Raw genomic sequence first — 18,680 nt, forward strand, 5'->3', positions numbered from 1 at the left:
CTGTACGAGTGCCCACACAGATGATTGCTTTATATTGTTAAAGAACGTTGCGGTTAAAGTTAAACTTTATCTCGCTAGGGCTGCGCATATTACGCTTTCCTATTTTTTTGTCAACACTTAATTTTTAGTTTCTTTTAAAAGATTTTAAAGCTAAGTTTTACTCGACTTACTTACCGTTTGTTCAGCGCTTTTCATTGCTGCCTGCCGGGTCAGTGGATGCGCATTATAGGGATATTCTTGAGGCCGTCAACGCTTTATTTCAGTTTTATTAAATTAATTAACTATTTGCTCAAAAGGCATACAAACAAGGCGTTACAGCGTTATTTTCGCTTAAATTTTCAGCTATGAGAGCAACCAAGCTGCGCATACAGACCTGATCCATCTCATAGCTAAATAGCAATTATTAAACTGTTGCACTGTTATCTTTTTTAATTGGATTAAATGCGGCTATCGGATTGATTAATTTTCCTTCAAATTTAAGGTTTTTTGCCGGATCTGCCAAATCTATCATTTGCTGATTATTACTTAACTGTAATCGGTTTAAACACGACAAGGTAAAATCAGCACTAAATAGATCGTACTTGATAAACTTATCTTTTAGTTCTGGGTGTGATTGTTGATAGCTAATTACACACTCTGCAACTTGTTGCCAAAAGTCTCGTTCTGAATAGTCGTTTTGCTGTTCAAGGATATCAGCCACGAACCTAAAGAAACAATCAAACACATCTGTAAAAATTGACAACACTTTTAACTCATCGGGCACATCCACAGTTAAGCGTTGAATATTATCCGCCAGTACTAAATCTTTATTAAGAATAGCTATCTCCTCGGCAATATCTTTCATTATTGCTTTGGCTGGAATGTTGTTCTCAAGTAACAGGATCAAGTTTTCACCATGAGGCATAAAGACTAAGTCATGGGAGTAGAAACAATGAAGGAGTGGATCTAAGTATGCTTTTAGATATTTAGCAATCCATATATGAGTACCTATCTTGGCTGATTTTATCAAAGCAGGTAATAACGCTTGTCCTTGATTATCTATATGCAGCAGCGACGCCATGGTCATTAAGCGCTGATTACTCTTTATCTTTGGCATTGGGCTTTCACGCCAAAGTCCAGAAAGCATTTTTCGATATGGACTGTATTGATCGGTTGCGGCTTCTAGAGCGTGATTATAATAACCAATTGCTGCAACCTCACGCAGAATTGTAAAACCGGATTCAGCTAAGTACGGATCCTGTGATACTACTTGTGCTACCCAATCGTTAATTGCGGGAGTTGCACTCATATAATAAGGCGATAAACCACGCATGAATCCCATATTCAAAATTGACAGTGCGGTCTTTACATAGCGTTTATGCGGATGTGTTTTATTGAAAAAAGTACGAATAGACTGCTGCGGCTGATATTCATCTTCACTGTATCCTAAGCAAACCAAATGCTGATCAGCAATATCGTTAGAGAATAACGACGCGAGTTTATTAAACCACTGCCAAGGATGAACGGGGAAAAAAAAGTAATCGTCACTATTTACTCCACGCGCTAATAGCTTTTGCTTAAATGACTCTATGGTGTGCGTTGATAGCTCTTGCGTTATGAGTGTTTGATAATCTAAATCATCGGTGGTCGAAAACACCACTCTATCTTTATGCGCACCTAGCCAAACCAGCTGTAAGTGCGCGCCAGTCTCTGGTGCGTATTGGCGATAATCATTGGTATCAAACCCTATTCGACCATTGTTTGCTATAAAGCAAGGATGACCTTCCGTCATCGCACTCTCTACCTGTTGAAAATCCGCAGTGGTGAGTTGCTCAGCAGTCAATGCTGGCAGCTGATGCTTATAAGCACTGCCATATAAAGTACTGGCTATTTCTTCTAAATAAGTAGGCAGCATAGCTTGGCTGATACCTAAACTATGTTTTAACTCACAAATAAAGGCGATTGAATCGAGCTCGGCTACTTGGTTATCTATTTGTTTTTCAATTGAGTCTGCTGCTATATGCCAGTGATTCAAATACCCCAGCTTGGCTTTAAAGCGATAAACAATGCTTTCTTTGTCTGTACTGAGCTCAAAATATTGCCAATCTGCATCTTCATTGGTCAATTGCGGTTTTATCAGCCGCTCATGAGCAAACTCACTCAAAGCTTTGCGAACATGTAACCTATTTACATGCCGCCATAGCTGTGGCGTTAAATGACTGACGGCTTGCTCTGGGCTCAGGGGAATGTGCTTCATAGTATTATCCTTATTTAATGCGTGATAAAAGTTATCACGCGTGCAAAATGCGAGATGTGCGGTTTTATGAGTTAACCTAACCGCAGATTGATAACGAAAGCCGGCTTTAGTATTCAAACAATGAATTTTGTTATTGCGAATATCGGGTTCAACAATAACGCGCTGATTTTTGTCATTAGCAAAAATGAAATTCATCACCAGTTGAAACACCGACCAAGTAAAGCCATGCACCTTGTTATTGCTTTGGGCAATCAGAATGTGCATGCCAATATCACCTGCTTTGACGGGGTAATGATTACCTATTTCATCTAATAGAGGGTCATATAACTCAACTAAAAAACACGCGCTATTGTTTGCGTAGCCGATATAAATATCACTATGTGCTAACAGGCTTAGATATTCTTGCTGTAACTGCTCAATGGTAAATTCCTGCATGCCCCAAAACTGCGCATGAGGCTGAGTAACCCACTGGTGAATTAACGCGAGATCTTGTGCTAGGCTAAATGGCCTTAAGCTAAGCTCTGCGATATTAGTAAACTGCTGACAAAAAACAGCTGCTGTAATGGACATTATTGAGCCCTCGTGGTCGATGCCAGATTGGCGCAAGGAGTATGGCGTCGACTTTGCTTGCTCAGTAGCCATAAACAACAAGCAGATATAGCGAGCCCACCAGCGGCGACCCAAAAAGGTATTACTAAACCAGAGCTTTTAACCAGCAAACCCGCGCAGTAAGAAGCTAAAAGTACACCTAAGCTTTGGCAAAAACTGACTTTACTAAAATCTTCAGCGTACTTGTCTGGCGTACTCACTTGGTAAAGCAGCAGATCAAGACGCACAATAATAATGAATAGCGATAGACCGAACAGGCAGCGTCCTGCGATCACTACTAAGTAAAGAGGGCTGGCTTGTAATGCAACGCCTGTAATGATCAACATAAAGACAACTAATAAGTTGATGGGGTTGCGATTTGTGTGCTGCCGCCAATGATTAAAGCACAGCGCAAGCAATGCCATAAAAGCAGGGATAGAAAACACAACACTCGCTAGGACGATACTGGAGGTGTCGCTAATACTTTGCCAATATGCCGCAAAAAAAGGCCGGATCAAAAAAGCACTAAAGTAAAAGCACAACATAACAATGCCAAGTTGATATACAGGCCAACGACTTGATGAAGTGATTGATGTTTTTGCTACTGGAGGCGACTGATTTTTACTAGGCGCTAATCTTATGAGATAGGCGCACACAAAAACCTGAGTAAAATCGCTTAGAGCCATTATTAAAAATGCGGCTTTGCCAGGAAGAGCCGATAACACAAAGCCACCAGCAAGTGCGCCAAGTATGGCGCCAAAGTGCACCACAACACTGAGCGTTGCAATCGTGGTAACGTGATTTGTTTTCGCTTCCAAGCTCATTAAGTATGGATAAACCAGTAAATAGCTGGCTTTAAAAGCAAACATAGCCATGGAGGAAAACCAAAACCAATTTAAGTCGCTAGCAAAAAAGCTACTGACACTAAATACACCCGCAGCAATTTGGCTATAAACCAATAAAGGTAGCACATTAATGTATTTACTAATGAAGGCCCAAATAGGAAAACATACCATGACAACAAAGCAGCTGGCAGCAATGTAAGTGCCAACATAGGCAGGGTCACTCATATTAAATACCGCACTAAAGAAAGTAGGATAAAACGGCAATAACATTGAATCACTGAGCACTGCAAATACCGTTATCGCGATCAACAAAACTTTAAACTGCTTACTCATGCGCGAAACTGCTCTACTTCGTCGCTTAACTCATAATTGGGCGCAGTAAACTCCTGAAAAGCTATTTTACGTTCTATTGGATAATGTTCATGTCCGGTGATCGCACGAATAATACAAGAGTTGCGATAACATGCCATGCCTAAATCAGGTGTCACAAAACCATGGGTGTGTTGCTCTGTATTTTGTACAAAAATACGTTGATGCTGCTTGTCTATTGAGTAATTACGAGCAACTTGATAAAGCCCCGCGTCGTCACTATCAATGCAATGACTGATCCCTGCTAAAAAGCTCGGTTGGTAAGACTGATAACCCGTTGCAAAAATAACGCTTTGGGTGTTTAGTGAATAACCTTGCTGCTGTTCAGTTTGCTCTAAGCTAAGTTCAAAACCCTGCTGGTGGCTCAGGTAGGTCATATCAATCAATGCCGAGTTTGTGTGCAAGCTTACTGGCAATTTAGCTGTTAGCCGTTTGCTATAAAGCAAATCAAAAATATTGTTGATCAATTCGCTATTAATACCTTTATAGAGATTATGCTGACGACGATTTAACTGCTGGCGTTTTTGTTCTGGTAATTGATAAAAATAATCAACGTATTCTGGTGAGGTCATTTCTAACGTTAATTTAGTGTATTCGAGCGGATAAAACCGTGAAGAACGAGTAAGCCAATTTAGTTGATAATTATGCTGATCAATCTCTTGTAATAAATCATAAAAAATCTCAGCGGCACTTTGCCCGCTACCAATAATGCTGATCGACTGTTTTTGCTGTAATTGACTTTTATTGGCTAAGTAGTTGCTAGAATGAATAACCCCCTCTTGTAACTTAAATGCTTGAGCACATTGAGGATGACGTGGCACTGGCCCGGTGCCTAACACTAAATGTTTAGCTAGATACACTTGCTCTGCTGTTTGTACTATATAAATATCTTCGTCTTGGCTGTACTCAACATGCTGAACCTCTGAATTAAAACGTATATTAGGCAGCTGCTTTGTTGCCCACTGGCAATACTGATTATATTCTTGGCGAAGTAAGAAAAAGTTTTCTCTAATATAAAAAGAATACAGTCGACCTTGCTGCTTTATATAGTTTAAAAAGCTATAAGGGCTAGTTGGGTCAGCAAGCGTTACCAAGTCAGACATAAAGGGGGTTTGTAAACTTACCTCAGGAAGCATCATGCCTGGATGCCAATTAAACTCAGCTTTTTTATCTAAAAAGAGACTGCTGACTCCATCAAGTGGCGCAGTTAAACATGCCAGACTTAAATTAAATGGCCCTAAACCAATACCAATAACATCATAAATGGACTTATCCATAGCTAACTTCCTCCAGTGCAAGACTTAAAGGAGCATGTTCGTTCGCTAAATCACTTGCTAAGTATTGATAACCATATTGCTTTATAAGCCTTACAACTTGCTGGATATCATTGATAGTGGTGGCACAGTTCAGTAAGGTGAACTTTAAATATTGTTTATCTGCTACCTTAGTTGCCGCGATCAACGCCTCACCTTGGCGAGATAACTGTTTACGAATATATTTATTTACGGCGTCCAATTCACTATCTGTAGCACCGCTATCGCCAACAAAACGAAATACCAGTGTACTTAACTGCGGCTGATGAATAATTTCAATATCTGCTTCAGAGGCTAATAACAAATAACCTTGTCGTGCTAAATGCATCACTTGTTCAAATGCTACACCTAAGTTTTGAGCTCCTACCGTACGCAGTGAAAACCACAACTTTAACGCATCAAAACGTCGTGTGGTTTGAATGCTCTTATTGCATAGATCTGGCGTTCCCGCTTGTTGCTGACTTAATGGGTTTAAATATTCGGCATGATAAGTAACAACTGATAGATGTTGCTTATCTTTTACAAAAAAAGCACTGCAGCTAACAGGCTGAAAAAATGACTTATGGTAATCAATAGTGACCGAATCTGCGCATTCAATACCCGCTAACTTGTGTTTATTATTGGGCGTTATTAATAAGCCCCCGCCATAAGCAGCATCAACATGAAGCCACGCACCACAGCGCTTAGCTATTTCAGCTATCTGCGTTAATGGGTCGATACTACCAAAATCAGTTGTTCCAGCTGTTGCAACGATGGCCATAACGATATCGCCTTGTTGCTGACAGTGTTCGATTGACTGATTTAAAGCGGTCATATCCATTCTAAAATATTCATCACACGGAACGCTTACAACAGCATCGTAACCAAGTCCTAAAATTGCGGCGGCTTTTTGAATACTAAAATGGCTAACTTTTGAGGTGAAAATTTTTAGTCGCCTAAAGTCGTATGGTAAACCTTGCTGTTTATTAGTATGCCCTGCATATAAATGGCACTGAAAATCACGAGCTAACAACATCGCCATCAAATTAGATTGCGTACCACCACTGGTAAATACGCCATCAGCCTGCTCACCAAGCGCCAGTTTTGAGAGTGTCCAATCTACGATACTTTGTTCAATAAAAGTGGCACCACCACTTTGATCCCAGGTCTCTACAGCAGTATTAATCGAAGTAGCGAGCAATTCAGCAAGGATACTTTGATAAACAATCGGACAATTTAAATGCGCGAGATAGCGTGGATTATTAAAATAAACAGCATCTTTAAGATAAAGCTGAGCAACTTCTTCTAGTGCGTCCGGTATATCAAACAGCGGTTGATTAAGGTCAATACCAATAAATTTTTTAGCTAGCTCCTGCGGTAATATTCCGCTAAATGGTTTTTGTTGTGTTGCGATTGTTTGCTCCAACAATTGCATAACCTGCTCAAGACCTATTTTAAAATTATCTATATTTTCCTTATTAAACATTGAATTAAGCATTGAACTTGCTTCATTAGTTGAAGCTTGCTGCTGTGAATCCGCCAGTAACACATTTAACTGAACCATGAGCACGATCACCTTTAATTGAAAACAATTGATAAATCTAAATGAGAATGTATACTAATCGCGTTTCCAATAAAGTGTCAATGGTTTAATTCTAGTAAAATTTAAGGAGTGATTGTGTTAAAAAAATCAATGTTTGGACTATCTGCAATATCATTATGTTTAATGAGTAACTATGGGTTTGCTGCAGAAAAGCCAGCCGCAGACGACATAGAAAGTATTGAAGTATATGGAAAAAGTTATCGTTCAACAGGGACCAAATCGAGTTTGACACCGATTGAATCGCCTATGAGTTTTGAGGTTTACGACAATAAATTACTAGAGTTACGCCAAGTAGATACCGTTAATGAAGCATTGCGCTATGTTTCTGGGATCACACCTGAAAATCGCAGTACAGTAACGATTTTTGACCAATATACGATTCGTGGTTTTGAAAGTTACCGTAATTTTTACGATGGTTTACCGCTGCAATACAACCTAGCTTATAACTTAGCTCCACAAGTAGATGCGTATGCAACACAAAGTGTCGAAATTTTAAAAGGCCCAGCATCGGTTTTATACGGATCGGCACCTCCAGGTGGCATGGTTAACCAAACAGCAAAAACGCCACAAACATCCTCTGAGCACAATATTAGAGCCCGAATTGGTAGCAATAGCTTGGCTGAATTAGCTTTAGATAGCACAGGCGCTATTACCGACGGCGTTAATTATCGCTTTATTGCACTTGCCCGTAGCCGCGACGGCCAACAGCAAACAACCGAAGAAGAAAGAATCACCATTGCGCCCTCAGTAACTTTTGAGATAAGTGAGCAAACAAGCTTAAACCTTAACTTATACTATCAAGACGATCCTAAAATGGTGCCATCAACGCCATTACCCGCGAAAGGCACACTTTACGAAGCCAGTTACGGTAAGTTAGATGCTGATGCGTATGCTGGCGATGAAAACTGGGCTGAGTTTGCTCGTGAAGTCACTATGATCGGGTATAAATTAAATCATGAATTTTCAGATTCAATTTCGTTTTTGCAAAACTTTCGTTATACCAATGCCGATGCCACGCAACAAAATAGCTATGACTTCGGCTTAGCGGATGCAGATAAAATTTTAACTCGTACTGCCTATAAAACCATTGAAGACGCTGAAGGCTTCGTAATTGATAACCAACTCGCTATGCAATTTGGTTTAGCGAAGACTAATCATCAGCTATTATTTGGCTTTGAATATCAAACCCTTGATTCTACATTTGACTATGCCGATACTTTTGGTGCAAATACGCCAACACTTGATTTATCAAATCCAGATCACAGCCAGTTTAATGCAGCTACTACAGCCGCTTTAGATAGCTATCGTCAATTTAGCCGTTTAGAGCAATCTCAACGTGGTTTTTATCTTCAAGATGAGATAAAGCTCGATGCGCTGACAGTGATTGCTGGCCTTCGTTATGATAATTACTACAGTGTTACAGATGATACGAAAAGCGGTATATCTAGTAGTCAAGAAATCGATCAAAGCGATACCACTTTTCGTATGGCAGCAATTTATACCTTTGATAATAACATTGCTCCTTATGCCAGTTACTCAGAATCATTCGAGCCCACTTCGGGGGTAGATACCTTAACTGGCAAAGCATTTAAACCAACGACCGCAGATCAAATTGAAGTCGGGATGAAATATCACAACAATGATGCAACAACTAAAATAACCGCGGCCTTTTTTGATTTGCGCAAACAAGATGTGGTGGTTAACACTCCAGACTTTATGAAATACACACAAAATGGTGAAGTACAATCGAAGGGTTTTGAGATCAGTGTTTATCAGCAACTCACTGACACTCTTGATGTTACTGTAAATCTAACAGATATGGATGTTGAGGTAATAGATAATCCACAAAACCCGGCATTGGAAGGTAAAACACCAATTTGGGTAGCAGAGCAACAAGCCTCAATGTGGTTAAATTACTTCTTTAACGATGCACTGGAATTTAATGGCGGTGTACGTTATGTCGGTGAAAGTCAGTTAGATGCCTTAAATTCCGATACAGTACCGGGTTATACCTTGCTTGATGCTGCCGCTAGCTATCGTTTTAACGACAGCTATAAAATCGGTTTAGCCGTGAGTAACTTAACAGACAAACGTTATGTGGGTGCTTGTTTTGATATAAATGGCTGTTGGATGGGCGCTGAGCGCAGTGTTGAGCTTAGTTTAAACGCCTCATTTTAAGTATCTAAACTCGTTATGAACGCTGAACACCTCGCCCTTAGTAAGCTGTTAAAGCTTGCTAAGGGCTACCACAGTGCTTTAAAAGTACCAGAACAATCAACAGATTGGCTCGATATACAATCGAGTTCATTGCTGGTTGCAAGGTTACACCAGTATTGGCAGCAGCAATACCCCGCTGCTGGGCGCAGTTATTGGGCAATCAAAAGCTGGGGCATGCTGTATTGGCAACCTGTCTATTTAGCGCTTATCAGCGTTCATGAACTTAATATGAGTTTTTCTTTGCAAAACTTTAAGCAACACTATCAGCAAGGTGTTATTGCAGGGCTGCAACTATCCACTATAAAAGCGCAGTACCATCAAAACCAGCAACAGGCAGTAACGGATATGGCTGCCCATTTGAAACGCTATGTTGTTAAGTTACTCACAGATTTAAACCTCGTTGCAAGGCTTAATGAGCGTTTGGCGATGTCCTTATTAGCTGACACGCTATTAGCAATACTACTACTTCATGCAAAGCGAAAGCCGCAGTTTAATATTCATGTAATGGCAGCGCACTGGTTGCATGCTCTCGATATATCAGAGGCGGGGGAGTTTATTATGCTTACAGCTTGCTCAGACTCATTAGCATTAACGCGAAAAACATGTTGTTTGCATTACCAAATAGGTAATGTTGCAAAGTGCGCTAATTGCCCAAAACAACCTCAGCAAATTAAAGTTCAACGGATGCAACAGGAGTTAATAGCAGTATGTTACAGCTAAATAAAAAGCAAAAAGCGAGTATAAACTCGCTTTTCTAGCTAAGGTAAACACTACTGCACTTACTTTTTAACTGGGCGTTTCCAACCGGTTAAGTTGCGCTGTTTTGAACGCGCGATTGCTAGCTGTTCATTTTCAACTGTGCTGGTGATCACAGAACCTGCACCAACTGTTGCTGTTGCGCCAATGTTTACCGGTGCAACAAGCGATGAGTTAGAGCCAATAAAGGCATTATCACCAATAATGGTTTTGGCTTTATTTACGCCATCATAGTTACAGGTAATAGTACCGGCACCAATATTTACTTTTTCGCCAATTTCAGCATCGCCTAAGTAAGAAAGATGGTTTGCTTTAGAGCCTTTGCCTAAACGGGTTTTTTTCATCTCAACAAAGTTACCAATATGCGAGTCTTCTTCCATAATGGCACCTGGGCGCAGGCGAGCATAAGGACCTAAAGTACACTTGTCGGCTACGCTAGCATCCTCAATTAAGGTATTAGCTTTAATAATCACGTTATCGCCAATCGTACAATTTTTAAGTACGCAGTTAGGGCCAATTTCAACGTTATTACCAAGGGTAACTTTACCTTCAAAAATAACGTTTACGTCAATTAATACATCTTCACCAGTTGTCACTTCGCCGCGTACATCAATGCGAGCAGGATCGGCAAGCGTTGCACCATTAAGCATTAACTGTTCGGCTTGCCACGACTGATATGCGCGTTCAAGGCCTGCAAGTTGTACGCGGTTATTTGCACCTTCAACTTCCATTGGATGATCTGGTTGTGCTGAGCTTATCTCTACACCTTCACTGTGCGCCATTGCGACTATATCTGTGAGGTAGTATTCACCTTGCGCGTTTTCGTTAGATAAGTTGCCTAACCAGCTTTTCAGCAGTTTACCGTTTACAGCCATAATGCCAGTGTTTACTTCGTTAATAAGTAATTGCTCTGCGCTTGCATCTTTTTGCTCAACAATACCCACTAGCTTGCCATCAACACGTAACATACGGCCATAACCATTAGGGTTAGCTAAATTAACAGTAAGCACGGCTAAGCCGTTTTTAGGTGTGGCAGCGAGTAAACGCTCAAGGGTTGATTGCTTTGTCAGTGGTACGTCACCGTATAAAACCAATACAGTGTCTTCATCATTAATATGTGGGTTTGCTTGTGCCACTGCATGGCCAGTACCAAGCTGCTCAGCTTGAAGTACCCAGTTTACATCGTTGTCAGCAAGTTGTTGTTGTAATAATTCGCCGCCATGACCAAAAACTAAGTTAGTAGATGTCGCACCGAGTGCTTTAGCATTATCGATAACGTGTTGCACCATAGGTTTACCGGCAACTTTGTGCAGCACCTTAGGTAGAGCAGAACGCATACGAGTACCTTTACCCGCAGCAAGAATTACAGTAGTAAGTGACATTAAAACAATTTCCTTCTTTCTTTGTTTTATTGAAATAAATAAGCGCGTGTAAATTCAAAAAGATTACGTAAGTCACATCATGTGCACTTACTCAATGGCAATCTAGCAGTAGCCACTGAATCTAAGCTGAAATCACAACTTGCTTTGTATTAGTTATATTGTAACGGGGATCGATGAAGGATATAAGTAAAAATAATGATAAAGAGCTGTAAAAGTAGAGTTTAGAAAAATGATAGCGTTCTAATAAGATAACAATGCAGTATATTTCAAGCACAAAAAAGCCCACATAAAGTGGGCTTTTTGAAAACCAGATAGGCTTACTTTTTACGTAATTGCTGAATAACGCGTAGCTGTGCAATTGCTTCTGCAAGTTGTACTGCTGCTTGTTGATAATCTAATTCAGCGGCTGAAGAATTCGCCATTTGCGCTTCAGCTTCACGTTTAGCTGCTTCTGTTGCTTGTTCGTCAAGGTCTTCACCACGAACCGCTACATCAGCCAAAATAGTCACTATGTTCGGTTGCACTTCTAGAGTACCACCAGCAACATACATTACTTCTTCGTGACCAAATTGCTTTACTAAACGTACCATACCAGGTTTAAGGGCAGTCAATAGTGGCGCATGTCCTGGGTTTACACCTAGTTCACCTTCACTACCGCTTACTTGAATCGATTCAACCAGACCAGAGAATAACTTCCGCTCTGCGCTTACTACGTCAAGATGTACAGTCATAGCTGCCATACTACCCTCCTAATTACATGTTTTTGGCTTTTTCTTGAGCTTCTTCGATAGAGCCAACCATGTAGAACGCTTGCTCTGGCATATCATCAAATTCACCGTTTAAGATGCCTTTGAAGCCAGCAATTGTGTCTTTAAGTGACACGTATTTACCCGGTGATCCTGTGAAAACCTCTGCCACGAAGAATGGCTGAGATAGGAAACGTTGGATTTTACGTGCACGAGATACAAGTTGCTTATCTTCGTCAGAAAGCTCGTCCATACCTAGGATTGCAATGATGTCTTTAAGTTCTTTATAACGCTGAAGAACTGTCTGAACGCCACGTGCTGTATCGTAGTGCTCTTGACCAATTACTAATGGATCAAGTTGACGTGAAGATGAATCAAGTGGGTCTACCGCTGGGTAGATACCAAGTGACGCGATATCACGCGAAAGTACTACTGTTGCATCTAAGTGAGCAAACGTTGTTGCTGGAGATGGATCCGTTAAATCATCCGCAGGTACGTATACCGCTTGGATTGAAGTGATTGAACCCGTCTTAGTAGATGCGATACGCTCTTGCAGTACACCCATTTCTTCAGCAAGTGTAGGCTGGTAACCTACCGCTGATGGCATACGACCAAGAAGTGCAGATACTTCAGTACCAGCAAGTGTGTAACGGTAGATGTTATCTACGAAGAAAAGTACGTCGCGACCTTCGTCACGGAACTTTTCAGCCATAGTAAGACCTGTTAACGCTACGCGTAAACGGTTACCTGGAGGCTCATTCATCTGACCGTATACAAGCGATACTTTATCAAGTACGTTTGAATCGTTCATTTCATGGTAGAAATCGTTACCCTCACGAGTACGCTCACCAACACCGGCGAATACTGAGTAGCCGCTGTGCTCGATTGCGATGTTACGAATAAGTTCCATCATGTTTACGGTTTTACCAACACCGGCACCACCGAATAAACCAACTTTACCACCTTTAGCGAATGGACATACAAGGTCGATTACCTTGATACCAGTTTCTAAAAGTTCTACTGAACTTGATTGCTCTTCGTATGAAGGCGCTGCACGGTGAATAGACATACGGTCTTCTTCGCCGATTGGACCAGCTTCATCGATTGGCTCACCAAGTACGTTCATGATACGACCAAGCGTTGCTTTACCAACTGGAACTTGAATCGCTTCACCTGTGTTTGATACTAATGCACCACGGCGTAAACCGTCAGTAGTACCTAGTGCGATAGTACGTACCACACCGCCACCTAGCTGTTGTTGAACTTCTAGAGTCAAACCAGCTAAATCGCCATCTGTTATTTTTAACGCGTCATATACGGCTGGCACGCTGTCTTGTGAAAATTCAATATCCACAACGGCGCCGATAATTTGGACGACCTTACCTAAACTCATGTCTATTCCTCTCGTTAATCTTTGCCCGAAGCATTAAACTGCTGCTGAACCAGAACAAATCTCACTAATTTCTTGTGTGATTGCCGCTTGGCGAGCCTTGTTATAAACAAGCTGTAACTCATCCATAAGGTCGCCTGCGTTATCAGTTGCAGCTTTCATTGCAACCATACGGGCGGCCTGTTCAGAGGCAGCATTTTCAACTACACCTTGGTATACTTGAGATTCCACAAAACGAACCATTAATGTATCCAAAATTGCTTTTGGATCTGGTTCGTAAATGTAATCCCAACGGTGTGCAAGTTCTTTGCTTTCGTCTTTTGGCAAAGGCAACAACTGATCGATTGTTGGCTCTTGCTTCATGGTATTTACAAACTTGTTGTAAACCACATACAAGCGGTCTAATTTGCCTTCATTGAATGCTTCAAGCATTACTTTTACCGGACCAATTACGTCGGTAATAGAAGGCGCATCGCCTAACCCTGATTTTTTGGCAAGTACTGTTCCACCAAAACGGTTAAAGAAAGTGCCGGCTTTTGAGCCCATAACTGCGAAATCAGCAGAAACACCTTTTTCTTTCCACGCTTTGATATCTAAAGATACTTTCTTAAACTCATTAGAGTTTAAGCCACCACATAAACCACGGTCGGTAGAAATGACGATATAACCAACGCGCTTGACCTCACGCTCTTCCATATATGGATGGCGATATTCAAGGTTAGCATTAGCAACATGACCGATCACTTTGCGTAAATTTTCAGCGTACGGACGGCTTGAAGCCACTCGTTCCTGTGCCTTTTTCATTTTAGACGCAGCAACCATTTCCATAGCGCTAGTGATCTTTTGAGTATTTTTAATACTACCGATCTTGCTTTTAATCTCTTTTCCGCTGGCCATGACTCTTTCTCCGAATCAAGGTGTGCTTTAGCGAACTAAAGCGCACCATTTATAACTAAATTACCAAGTTTGCGTAGATTTAAACTTCTCTAGAAGTTCTTTAAGCTGCGCTTCGATCTCGGCATTGTAGTTACCAGTTTCATTGATTTGAGCCATAAGCTCTGCGTATGTGCTGTTTGCATAAGAAAGTAACCCAGCTTCGAAATCCATGATTTTAACGATTTCGATATCTTGAAGGTAACCTTTCTCTGCTGCAAATAACGACAAAGACATTTCAGCAACAGACATTGGCGCGTACTGTTTCTGCTTCATTAGCTCTGTTACACGCTCACCATGCTCAAGTTGAGCACGAGTTGCATCATCAAGGTCAGACGCGAACTGCGAGAACGCAGCTAATTCACGATACTGAGCTAGGGCTAGACGAATACCGCCACCTAGTTTCTTAACGATTTTAGTTTGTGCAGCACCACCAACACGCGATACCGAGATACCAGCATTTACTGCCGGACGGATACCTGAGTTGAATAAGTCAGTTTCTAAGAAGATCTGACCATCGGTGATAGAGATAACGTTAGTCGGTACGAACGCAGAAACGTCGCCGCCTTGAGTTTCAATGATTGGCAATGCCGTCAATGAACCTGTTTTACCTTTCACTTCACCATTGGTGAACTTTTCAACGTACTCAGCGTTTACACGCGATGCACGCTCAAGAAGACGAGAGTGAAGATAGAATACGTCACCTGGGTATGCTTCACGACCTGGTGGACGCTTAAGTAGCAATGAGATTTGACGGTAAGCAACTGCTTGCTTAGATAAATCATCATATACGATTAATGCGTTTTCACCACGGTCACGGAAGTATTCACCCATAGTACAGCCCGCGAACGGTGCTAAGTACTGAAGTGCCGCAGACTCAGAAGCAGATGCAACAACTACGATAGTATTTGCTAATGCACCGTGCTCTTCTAATTTACGTACTACGTTAGCAATAGTAGATGCTTTTTGACCAATCGCTACGTACACACACTTAACGCCTGTGTCTTTTTGATTGATGATTGCATCGATTGCTAGTGCAGTTTTACCTGTTTGGCGGTCACCGATCACAAGTTCACGTTGACCACGACCCACTGGGATCATCGCATCGATAGATTTATAACCAGTTTGTACTGGCTCATCTACTGATTTACGTTCGATTACACCCGGTGCAATTTTTTCTACAGGTTCAAAACCGTCGTTATCTAAAGCGCCTTTACCGTCGATAGGTGCACCTAGTGTGTTTACAACACGACCAAGTAAACCAGCACCAACAGGAACTTCTAAAATACGACCAGTTGTGTATACTTTTACGCCTTCTGTAAGGTCAGCGTATGGACCCATTACTACTGCACCAATTGAGTCACGCTCAAGGTTTAGTGCGATAGCATAACGGTTGCCTGGAAGCTCAATCATTTCACCTTGCATACAGTCAGCAAGACCGTGAATGCGAATGATACCGTCAGTAACAGATACAATTGTACCTTCGTTACGAGCTTCACTTACAACTTCGAACTTCTCAATACGTTGTTTGATCAGATCAGAAATTTCAGTGGAATTAAGTTGCATGCTCTTCTTCCCAATTACGATTGTAGTGTAGTGGCTAAACGGTTTAATTTACCGCGAACAGTGCCGTCGATTACTGTGTCTCCAGCCTTAATCATAAGGCCACCAACAAGTGATTCGTCAACACTACAATTCAGCTTAACTTTGCGTGCGAAACGTTTTTCAAGTGCCGCTACCAGTGTTTCTTGCTGCGTTGCAGCAAGGGTTGTTGCAGAGGTGATGTCAACATCAATCTCTTTATCGTAATCTGCTTTAAAAGCAGAGAACAATTGTGCAACAGCTGGTAGGGCGGTCAAACGTCCATTTTCAGCCATCACCTTTACAAGGTTCTGACCGTATTCGTTGAGTTGCTCTGCACAAACAGAAATAACAATTTCTGATTGCTTATCAGCAGAGGCGCTTCCAGTTAGGAATTGAGCGACTTGTTCATTTTTCGCCACTTCTGAAGCAAAAAATAACATATCATTCCAACTCTCAACTACGCCTTTTTCAACGGCAAATTCAAAGGCCGCTTTAGCGTATGGGCGAGCGATTGTAGTCAATTCAGACATGCTCAGACCCTCCTATTAAAGCTCAGCTACAAGTTTTTCAACAATGTCGCTGTGCGCGGCTTCATTGATTTCGCGCTCTAGAATCTTCTGTGCGCCGATAACCGCTAAAGTAGCAACTTGCTTACGCAGTTCTTCTTTAACACGGTTACGCTCGGCTTCAATTTCAGAATGACCTTGAGCAATGATGTTTTCGCGCTCGTCGTGACCACGAGATGTCTCTTCGTCTACGATTTGCGTTGCACGCTTCTTAGCTTGCTCGATGATTTCAGCAGCTTGTGATTTAGCTTCTTTAAGTTCTGCAGTTGCTTTTTTACGAGCAAGTTCAAGATCTTTTTCAGCTTTATCAGAGGCCGCTAAACCATCTTCAATTTTTTTCTGGCGAGCTTCAATAGCACCGTTAAGTGGTGGCCACACAAACTTCATGCAGAACCAAACAAAAACGATAAATGCTATTAATTCGCCGAGTAGAGTAAGGTTTAAACTCACAACCACTCCTCCTTAGTCAATAGTTGATCGCGGATAAAGTATTTTTTCAATATTAAAGTGCGAACAACATGTATAGACCAATACCTACACCGATCATCGCGATAGCATCGATAAGACCCGCTACGATGAACATTTTAACTTGTAGTTGTGGTGCAAGCTCAGGTTGACGAGCAGCAGACTCAAGGAATTTACCACCTAAGTTACCAAAACCGATAGCAGTACCTAAAGCACCAAAACCGATAAGTAACGCTACAGCGATATATTTAAGACCTAGTACGATTTCCATTGTTTTCTCCGATTAATTTTCAAAGTTTAAAGTTTAAGTAAAAAAATCTTTATTGAACTGACGTCTGATTAATGATCAGTTGACGCCATGCTCAGGTATACAATTGTTAGCATCATGAAGATGAATGCTTGCAATACGATTACGAGAATGTGGAACACAGCCCATACGAAGTGCAGTGGTAATTGGAATAAGCCAATCGCTGCAATCAGAATGAAGATCAATTCACCTGCGTATAAGTTACCAAATAAACGTAGTGCCAATGAGATTGGCTTAGCAAACAAGGTTACTAGCTCTAGTAACAAGTTTACTGGAATAAATAGTGCTTGAACCACTGGGTTCTTAACGTTAAACGGTTGTAATGTAAGTTCTTTAACAAAACCCATAACGCCTTTAACGCGAATCGAATAAAAGATGATAAGTGCGAATACACCTAAACCCATTGCTAACGTTAAGTTAAGATCGGTTGTAGGTACCACTTTCATATAAGTATGCGATTGACCGCTTGAAATAACATCCCAAGACTCACCACTAATCAATGCCGCAGCAGTTGGTAGGAAGTCAACAGGTATTAAATCCATTAAGTTCATCAAGAATACCCAGACAAAAATTGTCAGAGCAAGAGGGGCAATTAGTTTACTTTTACCGTGAAAGGTATCTTTCACGTTAGAGTCAACGAATTCTACGACCATCTCGATAAAGCACTGAAATTTACCAGGAACACCAAGCGTTGCTTTATTCGCAGCGCGCTTGAAGATCCATAGAAAGATCAATCCTAAACCGATAGACCATGCTAGGGTATCGACATTAAGTACCATCCACCAATTGTTAGGGTCGTCGGATAGACGCACCTGACCGTTGGTTAGGTGGTGCTTGATGTAACCCGTTAGAGTTAGCTCTTCACCTGCAGCCATGTTATATCCCAAAAGTTAATGATTAAAAAAAACTGGCGCGAACAATCCAACGAACATCACTAATATAAAACTACAAAAAAATGGCAAAAAGATTACCGGATACAGTTTAAATATCAGCGCAAACAAAAAGATTGTTAGCAAAAATTTTAATCCGTTGCCGCGTTTAAACGAGGCAAACACTTGTTTTGCTTTACTAGCACCCATATAACGGAATGCGTAGATAACAAATACAAAATTAGGGAGCACCGCTACAGTGCCTCCAGCGATAGCTGAAAGGCCGGCATCTACTCCCCAACCAACAAAAATGATTACAGCAGCAACTAATGCTACAACACCCTGAAGACATATTAATTTTAATGCGGCAAGCCGATATGGCCTCGCTAACTTATTTGTCACGTTTAGTTAACCTTAGTGGCAATCTAATTGTCAGGGCATGAAAACTGGCGAAATTATACTGATTCCTACCAGTTTTGCAACTTGAGTCGGTGTATTGTGGTGCAAATTTGCGACGAATGTCTCTTTTTGG

The 18,680-nt window shown here is 41.2% G+C and carries 16 protein-coding genes; 2 read left to right on the forward strand and 14 right to left on the reverse strand.

Annotated features, from left to right (window positions below; all coding sequences use genetic code 11):
- Positions 1-403: 403 nt before the first annotated feature.
- The 4 genes from H5182_RS15050 to H5182_RS15065 are packed head-to-tail and all read right to left on the reverse strand — an operon-like array spanning position 404 to position 6,894.
- On the reverse strand, positions 404-2,806 hold the full coding sequence (locus H5182_RS15050; protein ID WP_182760251.1) for a GNAT family N-acetyltransferase: 2,403 nt from the start codon (positions 2,804-2,806) through the stop codon (positions 404-406).
- A complete protein-coding gene (locus H5182_RS15055) occupies positions 2,806-4,002 on the reverse strand; it encodes an MFS transporter (protein WP_182760252.1) in 1,197 nt (398 codons plus the stop codon). Before H5182_RS15055 ends, H5182_RS15050 begins: the two co-directional genes overlap by 1 nt.
- Positions 3,999-5,315, reverse strand: a complete 1,317-nt coding sequence (locus H5182_RS15060; RefSeq protein WP_182760253.1) for a lysine N(6)-hydroxylase/L-ornithine N(5)-oxygenase family protein — start codon at positions 5,313-5,315, stop codon at positions 3,999-4,001. Before H5182_RS15060 ends, H5182_RS15055 begins: the two co-directional genes overlap by 4 nt.
- Positions 5,308-6,894, reverse strand: a complete 1,587-nt coding sequence (locus H5182_RS15065; protein ID WP_259398316.1) for an aspartate aminotransferase family protein — start codon at positions 6,892-6,894, stop codon at positions 5,308-5,310. Before H5182_RS15065 ends, H5182_RS15060 begins: the two co-directional genes overlap by 8 nt.
- 129 nt (positions 6,895-7,023) lie before the next feature.
- On the opposite strand from H5182_RS15065, the gene H5182_RS15070 reads away from it, so the two are divergent.
- Both H5182_RS15070 and H5182_RS15075 read left to right on the forward strand, forming a co-directional pair.
- The gene (locus tag H5182_RS15070) at positions 7,024-9,111 is read left to right on the forward strand and encodes a TonB-dependent siderophore receptor (RefSeq protein ID WP_182760265.1); all 2,088 of its coding nucleotides are present in this window, start codon (positions 7,024-7,026) and stop codon (positions 9,109-9,111) included.
- Positions 9,112-9,126: 15 nt separating this feature from the next.
- Positions 9,127-9,870: a siderophore ferric iron reductase gene (locus tag H5182_RS15075; protein WP_182760254.1), complete on the forward strand. Its 744-nt coding sequence runs from the start codon at positions 9,127-9,129 to the stop codon at positions 9,868-9,870.
- A 59-nt stretch (positions 9,871-9,929) separates the two neighbouring features.
- On the opposite strand, the gene glmU is transcribed toward H5182_RS15075, so the two are convergent.
- The 10 genes from glmU to H5182_RS15125 all read right to left on the reverse strand — a co-directional run bounded on the left by glmU (position 9,930) and on the right by H5182_RS15125 (position 18,550).
- On the reverse strand, positions 9,930-11,288 hold the full coding sequence (glmU, locus tag H5182_RS15080; RefSeq protein ID WP_182760255.1) for a bifunctional UDP-N-acetylglucosamine diphosphorylase/glucosamine-1-phosphate N-acetyltransferase GlmU: 1,359 nt from the start codon (positions 11,286-11,288) through the stop codon (positions 9,930-9,932).
- A gap of 317 nt (positions 11,289-11,605) precedes the next feature.
- Positions 11,606-12,028, reverse strand: a complete 423-nt coding sequence (locus H5182_RS15085; RefSeq protein ID WP_145241679.1) for a F0F1 ATP synthase subunit epsilon — start codon at positions 12,026-12,028, stop codon at positions 11,606-11,608.
- 13 nt (positions 12,029-12,041) lie between these two features.
- Positions 12,042-13,427, reverse strand: a complete 1,386-nt coding sequence (gene atpD, locus H5182_RS15090; protein WP_145241681.1) for a F0F1 ATP synthase subunit beta — start codon at positions 13,425-13,427, stop codon at positions 12,042-12,044.
- A gap of 33 nt (positions 13,428-13,460) precedes the next feature.
- Complete coding sequence (gene atpG, locus H5182_RS15095; RefSeq protein WP_145241683.1) at positions 13,461-14,321, reverse strand: F0F1 ATP synthase subunit gamma; 861 nt, start codon at positions 14,319-14,321, stop codon at positions 13,461-13,463.
- A 60-nt stretch (positions 14,322-14,381) separates the two neighbouring features.
- Entirely contained in the window at positions 14,382-15,923 is a 1,542-nt protein-coding gene (gene atpA / locus H5182_RS15100) for a F0F1 ATP synthase subunit alpha (protein WP_145241685.1), read from the reverse strand.
- Positions 15,924-15,937: 14 nt separating this feature from the next.
- Positions 15,938-16,471, reverse strand: a complete 534-nt coding sequence (gene atpH, locus H5182_RS15105) for a F0F1 ATP synthase subunit delta (protein WP_145241687.1) — start codon at positions 16,469-16,471, stop codon at positions 15,938-15,940.
- A gap of 15 nt (positions 16,472-16,486) precedes the next feature.
- The gene (atpF, locus tag H5182_RS15110) at positions 16,487-16,957 is read right to left on the reverse strand and encodes a F0F1 ATP synthase subunit B (protein WP_145241689.1); all 471 of its coding nucleotides are present in this window, start codon (positions 16,955-16,957) and stop codon (positions 16,487-16,489) included.
- Positions 16,958-17,009: 52 nt separating this feature from the next.
- Positions 17,010-17,243: a F0F1 ATP synthase subunit C gene (gene atpE / locus H5182_RS15115; protein ID WP_009838908.1), complete on the reverse strand. Its 234-nt coding sequence runs from the start codon at positions 17,241-17,243 to the stop codon at positions 17,010-17,012.
- Between the two features lie 68 nt (positions 17,244-17,311).
- Positions 17,312-18,154 (reverse strand): F0F1 ATP synthase subunit A, encoded by an 843-nt coding sequence (atpB, locus tag H5182_RS15120; protein ID WP_145241691.1) that lies wholly within the window; start codon positions 18,152-18,154, stop codon positions 17,312-17,314.
- Positions 18,155-18,169: 15 nt separating this feature from the next.
- On the reverse strand, positions 18,170-18,550 hold the full coding sequence (locus H5182_RS15125) for an ATP synthase subunit I (protein ID WP_145241693.1): 381 nt from the start codon (positions 18,548-18,550) through the stop codon (positions 18,170-18,172).
- Positions 18,551-18,680 lie beyond the last annotated feature (130 nt).

The sequence above is a fragment of the Pseudoalteromonas sp. SG44-17 genome (genome assembly GCF_014164235.1).
Classification (GTDB): Bacteria; Pseudomonadota; Gammaproteobacteria; order Enterobacterales; family Alteromonadaceae; genus Pseudoalteromonas; species Pseudoalteromonas rhizosphaerae.